General features: G+C 73.4%; 17 protein-coding genes (1 of these 17 running past the window's edge). 11 read left to right on the top strand and 6 right to left on the bottom strand.

Annotated elements, in window-relative coordinates; genetic code table 11:
* Positions 1 to 92 precede the first annotated feature (92 nt).
* Positions 93 to 593, bottom strand: coding sequence for a MarR family winged helix-turn-helix transcriptional regulator (locus ACVGV0_RS22655; RefSeq protein WP_459157703.1), 501 nt, complete (start codon positions 591 to 593; stop codon positions 93 to 95).
* Between the two features lie 53 nt (positions 594 to 646).
* Here ACVGV0_RS22655 and ACVGV0_RS22650 point away from each other — a divergent pair, with 53 nt between their 5' ends.
* Positions 647 to 2,029 (top strand): chloride channel protein, encoded by a 1,383-nt coding sequence (locus ACVGV0_RS22650; protein ID WP_459157702.1) that lies wholly within the window; start codon positions 647 to 649, stop codon positions 2,027 to 2,029.
* Positions 2,030 to 2,090: 61 nt separating this feature from the next.
* On the opposite strand, the gene grpE is transcribed toward ACVGV0_RS22650, so the two are convergent.
* Together grpE and ACVGV0_RS22640 are read right to left on the bottom strand one after the other, a co-directional pair.
* Entirely contained in the window at positions 2,091 to 2,486 is a 396-nt protein-coding gene (grpE, locus tag ACVGV0_RS22645; protein WP_459157701.1) for a nucleotide exchange factor GrpE, read from the bottom strand.
* Between the two features lie 86 nt (positions 2,487 to 2,572).
* Positions 2,573 to 4,132 carry a dynamin family protein gene (locus tag ACVGV0_RS22640; RefSeq protein WP_459157700.1) on the bottom strand — a complete coding sequence of 520 codons (1,560 nt, stop codon included), beginning with the start codon at positions 4,130 to 4,132 and terminating at the stop codon, positions 2,573 to 2,575.
* 274 nt (positions 4,133 to 4,406) lie between these two features.
* On the opposite strand from ACVGV0_RS22640, the gene ACVGV0_RS22635 reads away from it, so the two are divergent.
* The 5 genes from ACVGV0_RS22635 (at position 4,407) to ACVGV0_RS22615 (ending at position 9,160) form a co-directional block, all read left to right on the top strand.
* A complete protein-coding gene (locus ACVGV0_RS22635; protein ID WP_459157699.1) occupies positions 4,407 to 5,624 on the top strand; it encodes a sensor histidine kinase in 1,218 nt (405 codons plus the stop codon).
* 100 nt (positions 5,625 to 5,724) lie between these two features.
* Positions 5,725 to 6,381 carry a response regulator gene (locus ACVGV0_RS22630; protein WP_459157698.1) on the top strand — a complete coding sequence of 219 codons (657 nt, stop codon included), beginning with the start codon at positions 5,725 to 5,727 and terminating at the stop codon, positions 6,379 to 6,381.
* Between the two features lie 37 nt (positions 6,382 to 6,418).
* Positions 6,419 to 7,201, top strand: coding sequence for an HAD family hydrolase (locus tag ACVGV0_RS22625; RefSeq protein WP_459157697.1), 783 nt, complete (start codon positions 6,419 to 6,421; stop codon positions 7,199 to 7,201).
* Positions 7,202 to 7,482: 281 nt separating this feature from the next.
* Positions 7,483 to 8,424 (top strand): ABC transporter ATP-binding protein, encoded by a 942-nt coding sequence (locus ACVGV0_RS22620; RefSeq protein WP_459157696.1) that lies wholly within the window; start codon positions 7,483 to 7,485, stop codon positions 8,422 to 8,424.
* Between the two features lies 1 nt (position 8,425).
* Positions 8,426 to 9,160 carry a hypothetical protein gene (locus ACVGV0_RS22615; RefSeq protein ID WP_459157695.1) on the top strand — a complete coding sequence of 245 codons (735 nt, stop codon included), beginning with the start codon at positions 8,426 to 8,428 and terminating at the stop codon, positions 9,158 to 9,160.
* 476 nt (positions 9,161 to 9,636) lie between these two features.
* Here ACVGV0_RS22615 and ACVGV0_RS22610 read toward each other — a convergent pair whose 3' ends face one another.
* Complete coding sequence (locus ACVGV0_RS22610; protein ID WP_459157694.1) at positions 9,637 to 10,101, bottom strand: universal stress protein; 465 nt, start codon at positions 10,099 to 10,101, stop codon at positions 9,637 to 9,639.
* Between the two features lie 252 nt (positions 10,102 to 10,353).
* Between ACVGV0_RS22610 and ACVGV0_RS22605 the strand changes: the two genes are divergently transcribed.
* Positions 10,354 to 10,944: a hypothetical protein gene (locus ACVGV0_RS22605; RefSeq protein ID WP_459157693.1), complete on the top strand. Its 591-nt coding sequence runs from the start codon at positions 10,354 to 10,356 to the stop codon at positions 10,942 to 10,944.
* Between the two features lie 192 nt (positions 10,945 to 11,136).
* Positions 11,137 to 11,781 carry a tRNA (guanosine(46)-N7)-methyltransferase TrmB gene (trmB, locus tag ACVGV0_RS22600; protein ID WP_459157692.1) on the top strand — a complete coding sequence of 215 codons (645 nt, stop codon included), beginning with the start codon at positions 11,137 to 11,139 and terminating at the stop codon, positions 11,779 to 11,781.
* Between the two features lie 20 nt (positions 11,782 to 11,801).
* On the opposite strand, the gene ACVGV0_RS22595 is transcribed toward trmB, so the two are convergent.
* Positions 11,802 to 11,942 (bottom strand): hypothetical protein, encoded by a 141-nt coding sequence (locus ACVGV0_RS22595; protein ID WP_459157691.1) that lies wholly within the window; start codon positions 11,940 to 11,942, stop codon positions 11,802 to 11,804.
* Between the two features lie 421 nt (positions 11,943 to 12,363).
* Between ACVGV0_RS22595 and ACVGV0_RS22590 the strand changes: the two genes are divergently transcribed.
* From ACVGV0_RS22590 to ACVGV0_RS22580, 3 genes are all read left to right on the top strand, one after another.
* Positions 12,364 to 14,223 carry a sensor histidine kinase gene (locus ACVGV0_RS22590; protein ID WP_459157690.1) on the top strand — a complete coding sequence of 620 codons (1,860 nt, stop codon included), beginning with the start codon at positions 12,364 to 12,366 and terminating at the stop codon, positions 14,221 to 14,223.
* Positions 14,220 to 14,876, top strand: a complete 657-nt coding sequence (locus ACVGV0_RS22585) for a response regulator (protein WP_459157689.1) — start codon at positions 14,220 to 14,222, stop codon at positions 14,874 to 14,876. The genes ACVGV0_RS22590 and ACVGV0_RS22585 overlap by 4 nt, the downstream gene beginning before the upstream one ends.
* A 262-nt stretch (positions 14,877 to 15,138) precedes the next feature.
* A complete protein-coding gene (locus tag ACVGV0_RS22580; RefSeq protein ID WP_459157688.1) occupies positions 15,139 to 16,473 on the top strand; it encodes an amidohydrolase family protein in 1,335 nt (444 codons plus the stop codon).
* 53 nt (positions 16,474 to 16,526) lie between these two features.
* Here the strand turns inward: ACVGV0_RS22580 and ACVGV0_RS22575 are convergent, their stop codons facing one another.
* A protein-coding gene (locus ACVGV0_RS22575) for an SDR family oxidoreductase (protein WP_459157687.1) crosses the window boundary here: on the bottom strand, positions 16,527 to 16,799 show its 3' portion. 411 nt of this gene lie beyond the right edge of the window; the window shows 273 of its 684 coding nt (coding positions 412-684); the start codon falls outside the window, past its right edge; it ends in the stop codon at positions 16,527 to 16,529.

Genomic DNA, 16,799 nt, shown 5'->3' with positions numbered 1-16,799 from the left:
TGGTCGGTGTCCGCGCGCATTCTCCAGCAGTGCGGTGCGGTCGGCGCACCGTCGGGGTCACCGCCGGGCGCCGGGGGCGGCTGCCCCGGCGCTCACCGCCAGCGGGTCCAGCCGGCGTCGTAGGGGGAGACCCGCGTGGGCGGTTCGCCGCCGGCTTCGCTGAACGCCTGCAGCGCCCGCACGAGCCCTTGGCGCTGCTCGTGCGGGATGCGCTCCACGATCGCCTCGATCTCGCTGCGCCGGTAGTCGGTGACCTGCTCGACGAGGTCGTGGCCGCTGCGGGTCAGCGCGATGGTGACTTCCCGACGCGATTCGGGGTTGCTCTGCCGCTGCACCCAGCCGGCGTTGACGAGCCGGTCGACGGTGCGCGTGGCCGTCGAGGGGTTCACCCCGAGCAGCTCGGCGAGGGCGACGAGCTTCAGCGGCCCCCGGGAGTCCAGCGCCACCAGCAGCCGGAACTGCGGGAGCGTGATGCTCCCGGCGACGGCGGCGACGGACTTCGCCGACACGCCCACCAGGAGCCGGGAGGCGGTCAGCACGGCCTCGGTGATCGCGTCCACCTCGTCACTGCCGGGGGACTCCGCGGTGCTCATGTCGCCATTGTCACATTGACTTGCAGTGAGCAAGTGTTGCATTATGCAAATCGATGGATCGCGCACAGGTCCTCGCAACGGCCCGCCGATCGCTCACCACCCAGCTGCGGGAGCGCGGCGGCGGCCTGCTCGTCCTGTCCCTGCTCATCGGCCTCGGCGCCGGCCTCGGCGCCGTCGTGTTCCGCTGGCTCGTCGTCACCGCCACCCGGTTCTTCACCGGCCGGGACGAGTACACGACGGCCCCCGGCGCGGCGCACGCCTGGCTCCCCGCGCTCGGTCCGTGGTTCCTGCTGCTGGCCCCCGTCGTGGCCGGGCTGCTGTACGGACCGCTCGTCGCCTGGCTCGCCCCCGAGGCCAAGGGGCACGGCGTCCCCGAGGTGATGTACGCCGTCTCCGAGCGCGGCGGGCACATCACCCCGCAGGTCAGCCTCGTCAAAGCCCTCGCCTCGGCCCTGTGCATCGGCTCCGGCGGATCCGTCGGCCGCGAAGGCCCGATCGTGCAGATCGCCTCCGCCCTCGGCTCCACGCTCGGCCGCATCACCCGGCTCGACGACCGGCGGATGCGGGTGCTCGTGGCCTGCGGCGCGGCGGGCGGCATCTCCGCGACCTTCAACGCCCCGCTGGCCGGGGTGTTCTTCGCGATGGAGCTCATCCTGCGCGCCTTCACCGTCGACGCGTTCGTCGCCGTGGTGATCGCCAGCGTCTCCGCCGACGTCGTCGGCCGGGCCGTGTTCGGCAACGAGGCCTTCCTGACGCTGCCCGCGTTCCACCCGGACAATCCGAGCCAGTTCGCGCTGTTCGCCGCGCTGGGCCTGGTCGTCGGCGCGGTCGGCGTGCTGTTCTGCAAGGTCCTGTACCGCGTCGAGGACCTCTGCGACCGGATCTGGCCCGGCCCCGAGTGGCTGCGACCCGCCGTCGGCGGGCTCGTGCTCGGCCTGGTGCTGCTCGTGCTGCCGCAGATGTACGGCGTCGGTTACCCCGTGCTCGGCCACGCCGTCGCCGGCGACTACGCGTTCGGCTTCCTGCTCGTCCTGCTCGCCGGCAAGATGCTGGCCACCAGCCTGACCATGGGCATCGGCGGCTCCGGCGGGGTGTTCGCGCCCTCGCTGTTCGTCGGCGCCACCGCGGGCAGCGCGTTCGGCGTCCTCGCGCAGGAGGTGCTGCCCGGCGTCACCGGCTCCCCCGGGCTGTACGGGCTGCTCGGCATGGGCGCGGCCTTCGCCGGCGCGACGCGCGCACCGATGACCGCGGTGATCACGCTGTTCGAGCTGACCGGGCAGTACTCGATCATCCTGCCGCTGATGTTCGCGGTCGCCCTGGCCACGGCGATCAGCCGCGCGCTCAGCCGCGACACGATCTACACCGAGAAGCTCAGCCGCCGCGGCATCGACCTGAACGCCCCGCCCACGCTGATCGCCGCCCACCGGAGGGCGTGAGCTCTGCGGGCCCGTTCCCCGACCTCGCGGCGGAGGAGGTCGGGGAACGGGCCCCGAGCGGTCAGGGCCGGAAGCGGTACACCGTCACCGCCGGTGCGCGCAGCACCTGCGCGCGGTCGGTGAAGCCGGGGACCTCGGTGCCCGCGATCACCCCGTCGAGCGCGGGATCGGCGGTGTCGACCGTGCCGACGGCCTCGTGCTGCGCGGGATCGAACCACGCGCCGTCCGGCCGCAGCGCCACCACGCCGACCTCGGCCAACCCCAGGGTCAGCCGCTCGACCACACCGGCCGAGCGGGCCCGGTCCACCGCGTACAGGCACAGCTCGATCAACCGGGCGCGCTCCTGCACCGCCGAGTCCCGCCCGGCCGGTTCCCGCGGCTGTTCGGCACCGCAGCCCGGCGCGGCGAACGGCAGCACCACCCGGTCCGTGGAGGCATCGCTGGTCGTGGCGGTCATCTCGGTGCCCCTTCCGGTGTCGACGTGCCGATCCCGCCCCTCGGACGCGGCGGGCACCGCCGCGGTTCCCGCGGGCCCGCACCCGCTCAGGCCCGACCCGACAGCCGCCGCCACAGCAGGAAGTACGCCCGGTGCACCACGTGCGCGACCCGCGACTGCGCCGGCGTCGCCCCGAACGTGGCGAACGAGCGCCACCACTTCGCGCGCTCCAGCGCCGCCGCGGCCACCTCCGGCCGCCCCGCCCCGGGCATTCCCACCCGCTCGGCGTCCGTGGTCGCGCCGCCCAGCCGCAGCACCTCGTCGACGAGGTCCTCCGGGAACTGCACCCCGCCCGAGGACACCAGCGTCAGCGCCTCCAGCACCCGCAGCTGGTGCGCCTCCGGGCGGGCCAGCAGCGCCTCCAGCGCGTCGTGCGCGGCCCGCCACTCCTCCGGATCACCCGACTCGTGCACCAGCGAGGTCAGCGAAGCCAGCGCGGCAGCCGCCTTCAACCCGTCCGCGCGCTCGCGGAACACCGCCGCCACCCGAGCGCGCAGCTCCGCCAGCCCCGAGGCGGTGCCGAGGGCGCGCCGCAGGTCCCCGGCGCTCGCCTCGGAGCAGCGGTCCAGCTCCTGCAGCGCGCACCGGATGCCGTGGAGGTCCAGCCGCTCCACCAGCCGCGTGCGCGCGCTCACCGGAACCGCGCACTCCCACTCGGTGAACAGGTCCGCCGACAGCAGCATCGTCTCGCGCGTGTCCCGGTCCAACCGGGCCAGCTGCCGCAGCGCGTCCGCATCGGCGGCGGTGAACCCGCCGGTCTCGGTGGTCTCCGCGAGCAGCCCCAGCACCGGCAGCACGTCCGCCACCCGCGGGCGCAGCACGCGCGCCTGGCCCTCGGCGAGGATCGACGCGGCCCGCCACACGTCGCCGTCCGCGCCCGCGACCGACTCCGGCTCCACCGCGTCCGCCTTGTTCAGCACGGCCACCGCGTTCACCGGACCGGCGTCCCGGCTGGCCGTGGCGGCGCTGAACGCGGCCAGCGCCTGCTCGTCGTCGGCGCGCACCGCCTGGGTCACCACGTACAGCACGGCCTCCGCCCCGGCCACCGCGCCCCGCGAGACCGGGTCCAGCTCCTCGTCCTCGCCCGCCCCCGGCGGCCGATCCGCGCCCAGCAGCCGCTCCGCGCGGGTCCTCGCGGTCTCGTTCAACGAGCCCAACCCCGGGGTGTCGATCACCGTGAGGTCGCGCAGCACCGCGTTGGTCAGGTACGCCTCGACGTGCGACACGCGCTCCAGGTCCACCCCCAGGTCGGCGGGCAGCCCGCCGTCCGGCGCGCAGGGCACCGCCTGCCGCGAGCCGTCGTGGCCGACGACCTCGATGCGGTCGACCGTGCCGTACTGGAACCGCGTGACCAGCCTGGTGCACTCGCCCACGTCCGTCGGCGCCACGCGGCGGCCGATCAGCGCGTTGACCAGCGTCGACTTGCCCGACTTCACCCGGCCCACCACGGCCAGCTGCAGCGGTGCCGACAGGCGCTGCAGCACGCGGTCGATGCCCGCGGCGGTGCCCTCGGAGACCTGCTCGCGCAGGTCGCCGCAGAGACGGGCCACGGACTCCGACAGCGGGCCGGGCGCCGCCGGGTCCCCGGGCTGCGTGCGCGAACTCACCGCTGTCCTCTCCGCTCGACCGCGTTCCCGCTCGGCCGCGTCCTGGTCCACCGGGGCGCGGCGCCCGGCGGCGGCCCCGCCGACGACCGCGCCGCGCCACCGCCCCGACGAGCACCCATCCTGCCACGGAGGGCACCACGGGCAACGCGCACAGTGTTCCCCGCCCGGTGAGCTGTTCCCCCGCCCGGTGAGCTCTCTGCGACCTGAGGGGGACGGGCGGTCTCGCGCCGCGGGACGACGCAGCGCAACGGACCGGACGCCTAACCTCGAAGCCGTGCGCCGACTCAGCCTCTGGTTCCGTTCCCACCCGCTGGCCGGTGACGTGCTGCTGGCCGCGTCCGTGGCGCTGTTCGCGCTGTTCGTGTGGCGCCTGTACGCGCCGAGCGACGCCGAGTCGCTCGCCCAGCCGGTGAACTGGCTGCTGTGCTCCCTGCCGCTCGTCGTCCGGCGGCGGTACCCGCTGCCGGCCGCCTACCTGGTGCTGGCGGGAGGGGTGCTGATCTCCTGGATGCACGCGCCCCTGTACGTCGCCGAGCTGAGCACGGCGATCATGCTCTACACGCTCGTGGTGGAGGTGGGCCGGCGGCAGGCGGCGCTGTACGCGGCGTGCCTGGCGGGCATGTCCGCGGTGCGGCCGCTCATCGCGGACTCACCGCTCGGGGCGCTGCCGTTCTTCCTGGTCTTCTCCGGGCTGATCATCGGCACCGCCTGGTCCCTCGGCGAGTTCGTGGGCGCCCGCCGCAGTTACCACGCGGCCGTGGAGCAGCGCGTGCGCAGCCTCGAGTTCGAACGCGACCAGCGGGCGCGGATCGCGGTGGCCGAGGAGCGCAACCGCATCGCCCGCGAGATCCACGACGTGCTCGCGCACTCGGTCAGCGTCATGATCAGCCAGGCCGACGGCGCCACCTACGCCCTGCGCGGTGACCCGAAGGTGGCCGAGCAGGCGCTGCAGTCGATCGGCGACACCGGGCGGAGCTCGCTGAGCGAGCTGCGCAACCTGCTGCGCGTGCTGCGCAACCCCGAGGACGACGCGCAGGCCCCGCGCCCGGACAGCGGCGGGCTGCGCGACCTCGTCGACGGGGTGCGGCGCCTCGGCCTGCGCGTGCAGCTCGACCTGGAGGGCGACTTCGACGAGCTGCCCGCCGGGGTCGTGCTGAGCGTGTACCGCATCGTGCAGGAGTCCCTGACCAACACGCTCAAGCACGGCGGGCAGGCCACCGCGGCCGTCGTCACCGCCCGCAACGACGGCCGGCACGTGATGCTGGAGGTCACCGACGACGGCGCGCCCGGTGCCGACCCGATCGCCGGGGTCGAGCGGACCGAGCAGAGCTCGGGGCACGGCGTGCTGGGCATGCGCGAGCGGGCCGCGCTCTACGGCGGCGACCTCGAGGCCGGACCCCGTCCGGAGGGCGGCTGGCGGGTGCGCGCCCGACTGCCCCTGCGCTCGGAGAACGCCTGGGACCCGGGGTCGGGAGCCCTGGGGAACACCTGAGCCCCGGGAAGCCGGGCCGCTCCGCCGGAGTGGGGAACGCCACCCGGGCGCGGTGCGCGGGGACCCGCCGCGGCCGCGGCGAGGTCCTATCCTGGGAGGTGTGCTCCGCGTGCTCCTCGTCGACGACCAGCAGCTCATGCGCATGGGCTGGCGCATGGTGCTCGAGGCGCAGGAGGACATGAGCATCGCCGGTGAAGCAGCCGACGGGACCGAGGCGGTCTCCCTGGCCGCCGAGCACCGGCCCGACGTGGTGCTCATGGACGTGCGCATGCCCGGTGTCGACGGGGTCGAGGCCACCCGCCGGATCCTCCGCGAGGACACCGCGCGGGTGCTGGTCATGACGACCTTCGACTTCGACGAGTACGTCCTGTCCGCCCTGCGCGCCGGAGCCAGCGGGTTCCTGCTCAAGGACGTGCCGCCGGAAGGGCTCGTCTCCGCGGTGCGGTCGGTCGCGCAGGGCGATGCGGCCGTGTCGCCGAGCGTCACCCGGCGGCTGCTGGACCGTTTCCTCGGTGCCGACCACGCCCCGTCCCGCGATCCCGAGGTGCTGCGGGCGCTGACCGAGCGCGAGCGGGAGGTGCTCCGCCTGGTCGCCACCGGCCTGACCAACACCGAGATCGCCGAGGCGCTGGTCGTGTCCGAGGCCACGGTGAAGACCCACGTCGGTCGCGTGCTGTCCAAGCTGGAACTGCGGGACCGCGTGCAAGCCGTGGTCCTCGCGTACGAAACCGGCCTGGTGCGACCAGGGGCGGCGTGAGCGCCGCCGAAGCATCCCGACGACGAAGGTGGCTGATGTGTCCGCTCCGCAACTAGTCGCGCTCGACATCGACGGCACCGTGCTCGACCCGGAGACGCAGCGCGTGTCCGCTCCGGTGCGCGAGGCGGTCCGGCGCGTCGTCGCGGCGGGCAGCCACCTCGTCGTCGCCACGGGCCGCAGCTTCCTCGGCACCGTGCCGATCCTCGACGAGCTGGACCTCGACGGCGGTGTCGCGCTGTGCTCGAACGGTGCGATCACCGTGGACGTGGCCACGCGGGAGGTGCTCTCCGTGGAGACCTTCGACCCCTCCGCCGCGCTGCCGGAGCTCACCCGGCGCCTGCCGGGAGCCCGCTACGCCGCCGAGCAGATCGGTTCGGAGAGCCTCGTCACCGAACCGTTCCGCACCGACGAGCTGCACGGGCACCAGCGCGCGGCCACTGTGGAGGAAATCGGGCAGCGGCCGGTACCGCGGCTGATCGCCTACTGGACGGGGCACAGCCCCGAGCAGGCCCGCGCGGCGCTGAGCGGAGCCCGGCTGCCGTGCACCGTCACCATCGACCACGAGTCGGCGTGGGTGACGCTCGTGCCCGAGGGCATCACCAAGGGCAGTGCGCTGGAGAAGCTGCGGGTCGAGCTGGGCATCGACGGCGAGGCGACGTTCGCCGCGGGGGACGGCGACAACGACATCCAGATGCTGCAGTGGGCCGCGCACGGCGTCGCCATGGGGCAGGCTCCCGCGGAGGTGCGGGTCGCGGCGAACGAGGTCGCCGGACCGGTCGCCGCCGACGGGCTGGTCGACGTCCTCGCCCGCTGGTTCTGAGGGATTCCGCTCTGGGCGCCCCCGTTCTGGGGGTCCCGGAAGGCGCGGGGCGCGTGCCGGCGCGGTGACGTGCGCCGGGAGCCCACCCCCGGGGAGGTCTCCGGGGCGTCTACGACCTGGGGAGGACGCGGATTCCCGTCCGCAGGCCGATGTCCGCGGAGCGGTGCGTTCGGCATCGTGGGTCCCGATGGCGGTGGCGCGCCGCGGAGGCGGGACCATCGGCGGAACTCGACTCGGGCAGCGCGAGTGACGACGGCCCAGCGAGAAACGGAGAGCAGACCATGATCGAGGCTAGCGGCCTCACGAAGCGCTACGGCGACAAGACCGTGGTGCGCGACCTGAGCTTCACCGTGCGGCCGGGCAGAGTGACCGGATTCCTCGGACCGAACGGTGCGGGCAAGTCCACCACGATGCGCATGATCCTCGGGCTCGACCGGCCCACCGCCGGTGACGTGCGCGTGGACGGTGAGCACTACCGGGACCTGAAGCATCCACTGCGGACGATCGGCGCCCTGCTCGACGCGAAGTGGGTGCACCCCAACCGCTCCGCGCGCACCCACCTGCGCTGGCTGGCGCGCAGCAACAGGATCCCGAACAGCCGCGTGGAGACCGTGCTGGAGCAGGTGGGGCTGTCCGAGGTGGCCGATCGCCGCGCCGGCGGGTTCTCCCTCGGCATGTCGCAGCGGCTCGGCATCGCGGGCGCGCTGCTCGGCGACCCGGGGATCCTCATGTTCGACGAGCCGGTCAACGGCCTCGACCCCGAGGGCATCCACTGGATCCGCCGGTTCATGCAGGGCCTGGCCGCCGAGGGGCGCACCGTGCTGGTGTCCAGCCACCTGCTGTCCGAGATGGCGCAGACGGCCGAGGAGCTCGTCGTCATCGGCCGCGGCGAACTGCTCGCCCAGTGCCCCACGGAGGAGTTCGTGAACCAGGCGGGTGCGCAGGGCGTCGTCGTGCGCTCGCCCCAGGTGGACCGGCTCGCCGCGGCGCTGCGGAGCGCGGGGATCGCCGCGCAGTCCACCGGGGACAGCGCCCTGGAAGTGCGCGGGGCCAGCACCGACCAAGTGGGGGAGATCGCCGCGCAGCAGGGCTGCGTCGTGCACGAGCTGGCCACGCGGAGCGGATCGCTCGAGGACGCCTTCATGCGCATGACCAGCGAAGCGGTGGAGTACTCCAGCACCGAGGAACCGACCGGCGCGAGCGCGCTCAGCGGGGTGAAGTGACATGACGTTGTTGGCCGTCGAACGCACGAAGCTGTTCTCCACGCGCTCGCCGTGGTGGTGCGCGGTGGTCGCGCTCGCGCTCACCATCGGGTTCGCCGCGCTGCTGGCGGGCTATGCGCGCGGCCCCGTGCCGCTGCAGATGAGCCTCGCCGGTTACCAGCTCGGGATGATGGTCGTCATGGTGCTGGCGGCGCTGGCGGTGACCACCGAGTACCGCTTCGGCACGATCCGCGCCACGTTCCTCGCCGTTCCCGACCGCGTGTCCCCCCTGGTGGCGAAGACCGGCGTGGTCGCCGCGACCGCGTTCGTGATCGGTGAGCTGGCGGCGTTCGGGTCGCTCGGCGTCACCGCCCTGCTCGCGTCCGAATCGGACCTGGCGCTCAGCGGGGTCGGGGAGTGGCGGCAGGTGGCCGGTGTCGGGCTCGTGTACGCCTTCGCCGCCGTGCTCTCCGTGGGTGTCGGCGTGCTGCTGCGCCAGTCGGCCGGTGCCGTGACGCTGCTGCTGCTGTGGCCGCTGCTCGTCGAGTCGCTGGTGATGATGATCCCGCGCATCGGATCGGACCTGTACTCCTGGATGCCGTTCCACGTCGTCGACACGTTCCTCGGATCGGTGCACAGCGGGGGCATGGGCAGCGACGTGCCGTTCGGGCCGTGGGGAGCACTGGCCTACTTCGCCGGTTTCGCGGTGCTCGTGCTGCTCATCGGGCTCGGAGTGGTCCGCCGTCGCGATGCGTGAGCGACGCGAACCTTCCATGATCAACTGATCGGATGTCCTGGCGGGAGGGGTGATGACGAAACGTTACCCATCCCGGCCGAGAGGCTTGTCACGTTGGCCGATAGGATCAGCGCAGAGATCGCGCCAGTGATCAGCCCGTCCACAGTGGTGGGCCCGGAAGCACCGGGGTGAGCCCGGAGCGCCGGCTGGCGCGAAGAAGAACGACCGACTGCACCAGCGCTCGGGGGCGCCGGCGGTCGGACGGGGGAGGACCCGGGCTGTCATTCGGGGGACGGCCCGGGTCCACATTTTTCCGGGGGTGCCGGGCTTTTCGAGATGCCGGGCTTTTCGAGATGTCGGGCGGCGGTGCTCGGTGGCTCAGGTGCTCCCCGCCGGCCGCGGCGGGTGCGGGGAACCGGAGCTGGTTCAGGAGCTGTTGAGGGCCGGTCCGAGAGCTGGGAGCCGGTTCAGGAGCTGCTGGGTCAAAAGCTGTTGTTTCAAAAGCTGGGGCGGGCGATGAGCACGGGGCAAGCGGCGTGCCGCACGCACTGCTCGGCGACCGAACCGAGCAGCAGGCCGGCGAACCCGCCGCGGCCGCGATGCCCCACCACCAGCAGGTCCGCGTTGCGCGAGGCCGCCAGCAGTGCCTGCGGTGCCGGGGAGTGCACCACGTGGGTTCGCACCGCTGCCTCGGGCACTCCGATCGTCCCGCTGATGATGCGCTCGGTGTCCGCGCGCACCGTCTGCTCGAACTGCTCCATGCTCGGCATGACCTGGGCGGGCACGTCCGCCGGCCGCGGAGCGGTGCGGATGCTCCACGCGCGCAGCACGTGCAGCACGGCCCCGCGCAGGCGCGCCTCCTCGGCGCCGAGCTCCAGCGCCCGCGCCGCGGAGGCCGACGTGTCCAGTCCGACGACCACACCGCCGTCGATGTGCACCCGTTCCACGGTTTGTTCCGCCATCCGTCCACTGCACCCGGGGCGAGCGGTGTTGTCGAGCGGAAACCCCCGGAGCCGCGACGTCGTTGCGAATCTGTGATTTTGGACACACGCATTTTCGCCGTGCCATGCTCGACTAACCTGGTGATGGGCGACAGCGCGCTCGCCCCAACAACTCCAGCAGCGGCACAACTCCAGCGGCGGGACAACTTCAGCAACGGATCGAGCGCTGCCGCCGGGCACGCGCTCCGCGCCAACAGCAGACGGGGTGGACCGATGACGCGTTCGCGGGAATGGTCGAGAGCTCACGAGCGGCAGTTCGACGAGCACGAGCGCCGCACGAGCACGACGGTCCAACTGGAACCGGTGCCCGAGCTGGAGTGGTCGCTGGCGACCGAGGAGCACCCCACCGCGCCCGCCGACTCCCGGCCGGGACCTGCGGCCGTGCGTCGCGGATGGATCCACACCGCCCCGGAGGCGCGCGTGCTCGCGCTCTACCGCGAACTCCGCGACCGCGAATCCGCCGAATCCCCGCTGCCCGCGCCCTGGTGGCTGCGCGCGCTGGACCGGGGCGCGCTCGGTTCCCGCCACGAGGGGTTCGCCTTCGAGGACGAGGTGCACGCGGTGCTGGGGCGGCGCGACGGCTGGGTGTTCGTTCCCTGGACGACTTCCGGCGACACCGGCTACTGGGAGTACGCCCCGTCCGACAGGGAACCGCGGAAGGCGCCGACCACCGTGCTGTGCACCGACGAGCACCCCGGGTGGCTGAACGTGCTGCCGGCCCACGGTGATGTGGAGCCGCCGGCCGTCCCGCTGGACGGCATCAGCGGGTTGCTCTCGGCGGTCACCCGGATCGAGTCCTGGTGAGCCCGTCGCGCCGGGGTGGCGCGCCGAGGTGGCGGTCGGGGAGCTCGGCGCGTGCGCGGTCTGCCGGGCCGGCCTCCGGCGCGGCCGCCGCCGCGCCGGGCGCGTTTGTCATACTGGCTCCTTGTGAGTTCCTCTGACCAGCGAATTCGTCCTGCCCGATCGATCGTCAGCTACGTCCACCGCGGTGGGCGGATGACCACGGGCCAGCAACGAGCTTGGGACCAGCACTGGTCCGAGTGGGGGACGGAGATCACCGCCCTGCCCGAGGGGCCGGTGGACTTCGAGACCTGGTTCGGCCGGTCGGCACCCCTCGTGCTGGAGATCGGCTCGGGGATGGGGGAGACCACCGCGCAGCTCGTGGAGAACCGCCCCGACGTCAACTACGTGGCCGTCGAGGTCTACAAACCCGGTCTCGCCCAGCTGCTCTCCCGCGCGGTGAACGCGGGCCTGACCAACCTGCGGCTCCTGCGGGGTGACGCGCTGGAGCTGCTGCGGCACCACGTGCCGGAGGACTCGCTGAGCGAGGTGCTGATCTACTTCCCCGACCCGTGGCCGAAGAAGCGGCACCACAAGCGGCGGCTCGTGCAGGGGCCTGCGATGGCGCTGATCGCCTCGCGCATCGCGCCCGGGGGCGTGGTCCACCTCGCCACCGACTGGGAGAACTACGCCGAGCAGATGCGCGAGGTCTGCGATGCCGAACCGCTGCTGCGCAACCGCTACGCGCACGAGTCGGAGGGGTGGGCGCCCCGGCCGGAGTGGCGCCCGGTGACGAAGTTCGAAACGCGTGCTCAGGAGGAGGGGCGCGTCGTGCACGACCTCATCTACGAGCGCCGCTGAGAGCCGTCCGGCGTCGGCGCTCAGTCCTCGCGGCAGCGCGCGGGAGCGCGCCGGGCGGCCAACCACTCGCCCACGTCTGGGAGCGCGGCGCTGGCCGCCATGGCCACGAGGATGACCAGAGCGACCACGGTGCCGATCGCGGACAGGACCTGTACGAACATCGCGGTCTCCTTCAGCGCGCGTGCCCTGCTGCCCTGCCGGCTGCCGGGTCCGCCTCGTGCGGCTTCCGCGTGCCCGCTCCTGCGCGCTCCCGCGTCGCCGCTGCTCCCCGGTCTCCGGTGGTGCTCCCAGCGTCGCGCTCGGGGAGCTGTTGACGAATCGGCCGAACGGTCACAGGCGCTTGTCCGAAAGGACGGGACGGCGGGGCCGTTCCCCGGGCGCTGCTCCGGATGTGGGAACGGCCGCCCGGGTACCGGGCCTGCCGGGGACCGGCTGCTCCGCGGGGAGCGGGGGAGCGCACCGCGGGGAGGTGGGAGCGGGCTGCCGGACTCGTCCGAGCGGCCGGTGGCGATGGCCGACTGGCCGGTGACGATGGCCGATCGGACGGGGTGGGAACCGCCCGGCTCCACTACCGTCGGCGCCGTGTTCAGGCATCCGCGTTCCGAGCCCCCCGCACCGCGGGGTTCTGCCCCGGGGGAGTCCGCCCCGGGGCAGGAGAGCGCACCGCACGAGGCGGCCGGCGCGACCGCGCCGCGCAGCGGCCGCGGGAGGACCCCCGCGGCTCCCTCCGCCCGGCCGGGCCTCGGCTGGCTGGTGGCGCTGCTGCGCGAGCAGTGGATCTTCGCCGCGCTGCTCGGGCTGACCTGGTGCGGGGACGTGCTCCTGCTGGTGAGCGGCGGCAGTGCGCAACTGGTGATCGTTCCGGAGCTGACCGCCCTGGCGGTGCTGGCCCTGCTCGCCCGGCGCGCACCCGTGACGTGCGGGCTGGCGGGCGCGGTCGTGCTGGGCGGCGCGACGCTGCTCGCGCGCGCCGGCCTCCTCCCCGAGCCGGAGGCGTTCGGCCCGCTGCCGGTGCTGCTGGGGACCCGCCCGACGGAGAACCTCGCCGGGCTGCTGCTCGTGCTCGCGCTCTACCGCGGTGCCCCGCTGTCCCGCGCCCTGCCGGTGACCGCCGCGCTGGTGCTCGCCGCGCTCGGGGCGGTGGGCCTGCGCGGTGCGACCGGCTTCGGCATCGACCCGCTGTGGCTGGGTTTCCTGCAGCTCATCCTCGCCGCAGGAACCGGGTTGTACCTGCGCAGCGCGTTCAGCGGGCAGAGTGCCTTCGCCGTGCTGCTGCGGCAGCAGTGGCCCGTCATCGCCGCGCTGTGCATCCTGCTGTTCTTGCAGGTGGCGAGCGTGGAGGCCGGGCCGTACACCGTCCTGACCCAACTGCTGGGCTGCGCGGTCATGGGGCTGTTCGCCGTGCTCGCCCCGACGCGCCCGATCGAGGCCTCCGTGCTCGCCGCGGCCGCGCTCGTGACGATGGTCGTGCTGCTGCGGCTGCTGGGCGAGCCGACCACCGGCCTGCTCGGCCCGGTTCCGGCCACCGCGGTCGGTGCCGGAATGGTGCTGGTGGCCATCACCGTGCGCACCGTCGAACGGGCCCTGGCGGCACGAGTCGTCGCCGGCCTCGTCCTCGTGGCCCTGCTCGCCCTGTTCGGCCTTCCGGGGCGGTCGAACTACCTCGACCCGCGCGTGGCCGCGACCCCGCTGTTCCTCGGGGGCTTGCTGCTGGTGACCGCCATCGGCACCGGCATGTACTTCCGCTCGCGCGACGCGGACCGCGCCCGCTCGGTGGAGGCGGCGATCTCGCTCGCGCAGCAGAACGAGCGCATGGCGCTGGCGCGCGAACTGCACGACATCGTCGCCCACCACGTCACGGGGATCGTCGTGCAGGCCCAGGCCGCGCGCATGGTCGCCGAGCGCGATGCCGCGGCGGCCGGCCAGGCGCTCGACCGGATCGCCGACAGCGGCACCGAAGCGCTCACGGCGATGCGGCGGATCGTCGCGGGCATGCGCGAGGAGGGGGCCGGGGAGAGCGCGAGCACCGATCTCGACTCCGACGTGCGCGCGCTCGTCGACAGCACGCTGGGCCCGCAGGTGCGGCCACGTGTCTCGCTGGGCACGGAACTGGGGGAAACGGTGCCCCAGGAGGTCGCGCGTTCGGCCCTGCGCGTGGTCCAGGAGGCGTTGACGAACGCGGAGAAGCACGCGGCGGACGTCACGCACATCGATGTGCACCTGCGCACTGACGGCAACGACCTGCGCATCCGCGTGCGCGACGACGGCGCGGGGCAGCGGCGGCAACCGGCGGGTGGTTCGGGCGGCTACGGTCTGGTCGGGATGCGTGAACGCGTCGAGCTGCTCGGGGGCACGTTCGAGGCCGGTCCGGCCGAGGACGCCGGCTGGCGCGTCGACGCGGTGATGCCGTTGACCGAGAAGGACGGGAACCGGGGTTCATGACCCGAGTGCTGATCGCGGATGACCAGGACATGGTGCGCGCGGGCTTCCGCATGATCCTCGATTCCCAGGAGGACATCGAAGTCGTCGGTGACGTGGGCGACGGGGTCGACGCCGTGCGCCTGGCCCGGGAGCTCCGCCCGGACGTGTGCCTGATGGACATCCGGATGCCCGGGATGGACGGGCTGGAGGCCACCAGGCAGCTCGCGGGCTCCGACGTCTCCGACCCGGTCAAGGTCGTGGTGGTCACGACCTTCGACCTCGACGAGTACGTCGAGCAGGCGCTCCGCAACGGAGCCAGCGGCTTCCTGCTCAAGGACGCCGGACCGGCCCTGCTGATCGAGGCGGTGCACGCGGCCGAGCGGGGTGACGCGCTGGTGTCCCCGCAGATCACCGTCCGGCTGCTGAAGCACTTCTCCGGCAAGCCGGAGCGGAGGACGCACGCGCCCCCGCCGTCCGAGGAGCTCACGGAGCGGGAACTGGACGTCGTCCGCGCCACGGCGCGGGGTCTGACCAACAGCGAGATCGGCCAAGAGCTGTACATGTCGCTGTCCACCGTGAAAACGCACCTCGCGGCGGCGCAGGGCAAGGTCGGTGCCCGCAACCGGGTGGAGACCGCGGCCTGGGCGTGGCGCCGCGGCCTCGTCGAGGAGTGACCGGCCGCTCCGGTCGCGCGGTTCTGGCCTTCCGGAGGAGGGAGATCAGCCGGAAAGCCGAGGTGCGAGTCCCGCGCAGACGACGATGCTGGAGGTATGCGACTGGGAACTCGTGATGGTGCGTACCTGGCAGTGATCCTGGGGCTGGCCGTGGCGGCAGGACTGGTGATGATGACGACGTTGTCCACGTTCCTCTCGTAGGCCGTGTTCGGTCGCGCCAGCTCTCCGGGACCGGTTCGATCGATGCGGCACAATTGCTCCCATGTCGACCACACCTCTGCGTCTGCACGCTCCGCTGGTTCTGCCGTGCGACCAGGCCTGTTCGGTGATCCGGGATGCGGTTGTGGACGTCGATCAGGACGGGCGCGTCGCGTACTGCGGGCCGCGTACCGCGGCACCGGAGCGTTCGCGGGACGCCGCCGTCCAGGACTGCGACGGCATCCTGCTTCCGGGGTTGATCAACGCGCACGCCCACAGCCCGATGACGCTGCTGCGCGGCATGGGCGGAGACCTCCCGCTGCTGCGGTGGCTGCAGGAGGTCATCTGGCCGGCCGAGGCTCGCCTGCGCCCCGCCGACGTGCGCATCGGCATGGAACTCGGGTGCGTGGAAATGCTGCGCGCAGGAGTGACCACGAGCGCCGAGATGTACTTCGCCGGGGAGTCCGTGGTCGAGGGAGCGCTCGCGATCGGATCGCGCGTCGTGCTCGCCGGAGCGGTCATCGACCTGCCCGACCTCAGCGGTACCGGCGGCTGGAGCGGCATGGTCGAGCGGATCGACCGGTGGATCGACGCGGACGGACTCCGGTTCGGGCCGGGGCAGCGCATCGAGCTCGCCTACGGCCCGCACTCCGCGTACATGCTGCCGATGGAGGCCCTCGAAACGATCGGGGAAGCAGCGCAGCAGCGCAACGCGCTCGTGCACACGCACGTGGCGGAGACGGCGGACGAGGACGCGCAGCAGCGCGCCGAGTTCGGCTCGGTGCCCGCGCTGCTGGACAAGCTCGGCGTGCTCAACGGCCGGGTGCTCGCGGCGCACGGCGTGCACCTCTCAGCGGAGGACCGGGCGCTGCTCGCGCGCCGGGGCACCGGTGTCGCGCACTGCCCCGGGTCGAACGCGAAACTCGCCTCGGGGACTGCTTCGCTGGTGGAGCTGCTCGGCGCCGGTGTGCCCGTGGGCCTGGGCACCGACGGGCCGTCGAGCAACGACGACCTCGACCTGTGGGAGGAGATCCGCCTGGCCGGGCTGCTCTCGCGGACGGTGACGGGCGGTGCCACGGCGCTGAGCGCCAAGCAGGCGCTGCTCGCCGCGACGCGGGGCGGAGCGGAGGCGCTGCAGCGCGAGGACCTCGGGACGCTCGAACCGGGCCGCTGGGCGGATCTGGTGCACCTCGACGTGGACACGCCGGCGTTCGCCACCGGCCTGGACGCGCCGGACGAACAGGTGGTGGCGAACGTCGTGTGGGCAGCGGGCTCGCGGTGCGTCCGGGACGTGTGGGTCGCGGGTGAGCAGGTGCTGCACGACCAGGAACCGACCCGGGCGGACCGCCGCCACGTGCAGGCGGCGGCGCGCACGTCGGCGCAGTACATCCGCGGCTGAGCGGCCGCGCGCCGGCACCACCGGCAGCGCGGCCTGCCGTCGGCACCGGGTGCTCAGGCGGGGCGGAGCACGACCTCGGTCAGGTGCGTGTCCTCGTCCGCGTGCACGGACGAGACGATCGACCGGGCCACGGAGTCGGGCTGCAGGTAGCCCTCCGGCTCGAAGGTCCCGCCTTCCTGGCGGCGCACCTCGCGCTGCATGTCGGTCGCGACGCGCCCGGGGAAGATCGACGTGACCTTCACGCCGTGCTGCGACTCCTCCGCGCGCAGCGAGTCGGCGAAACCGCGGAGCGCGAACTTGCTCGCGGCGTAGGCGCCCCAGCCGGG

The organism is Salinifilum ghardaiensis (genome assembly GCF_054491345.1).
This window is presented reverse-complemented; position numbering and strand designations above follow the sequence as displayed.

Coding starts and splice junctions, on each gene's coding strand:
- ACVGV0_RS22620 (WP_459157696.1), top strand. CDS start 7,483: ATGATCGAGGCTAGCGGCCTCACGAAGCGCTACGGCGACAAGACCGTG.
- ACVGV0_RS22580 (WP_459157688.1), top strand. CDS start 15,139: ATGTCGACCACACCTCTGCGTCTGCACGCTCCGCTGGTTCTGCCGTGC.
- ACVGV0_RS22615 (WP_459157695.1), top strand. CDS start 8,426: ATGACGTTGTTGGCCGTCGAACGCACGAAGCTGTTCTCCACGCGCTCG.
- ACVGV0_RS22610 (WP_459157694.1), bottom strand. CDS start 10,101: ATGGCGGAACAAACCGTGGAACGGGTGCACATCGACGGCGGTGTGGTC.
- ACVGV0_RS22585 (WP_459157689.1), top strand. CDS start 14,220: ATGACCCGAGTGCTGATCGCGGATGACCAGGACATGGTGCGCGCGGGC.
- ACVGV0_RS22650 (WP_459157702.1), top strand. CDS start 647: ATGGATCGCGCACAGGTCCTCGCAACGGCCCGCCGATCGCTCACCACC.
- ACVGV0_RS22605 (WP_459157693.1), top strand. CDS start 10,354: ATGACGCGTTCGCGGGAATGGTCGAGAGCTCACGAGCGGCAGTTCGAC.
- ACVGV0_RS22595 (WP_459157691.1), bottom strand. CDS start 11,942: ATGTTCGTACAGGTCCTGTCCGCGATCGGCACCGTGGTCGCTCTGGTC.
- grpE (WP_459157701.1), bottom strand. CDS start 2,486: ATGACCGCCACGACCAGCGATGCCTCCACGGACCGGGTGGTGCTGCCG.
- ACVGV0_RS22655 (WP_459157703.1), bottom strand. CDS start 593: ATGAGCACCGCGGAGTCCCCCGGCAGTGACGAGGTGGACGCGATCACC.
- trmB (WP_459157692.1), top strand. CDS start 11,137: ATGACCACGGGCCAGCAACGAGCTTGGGACCAGCACTGGTCCGAGTGG.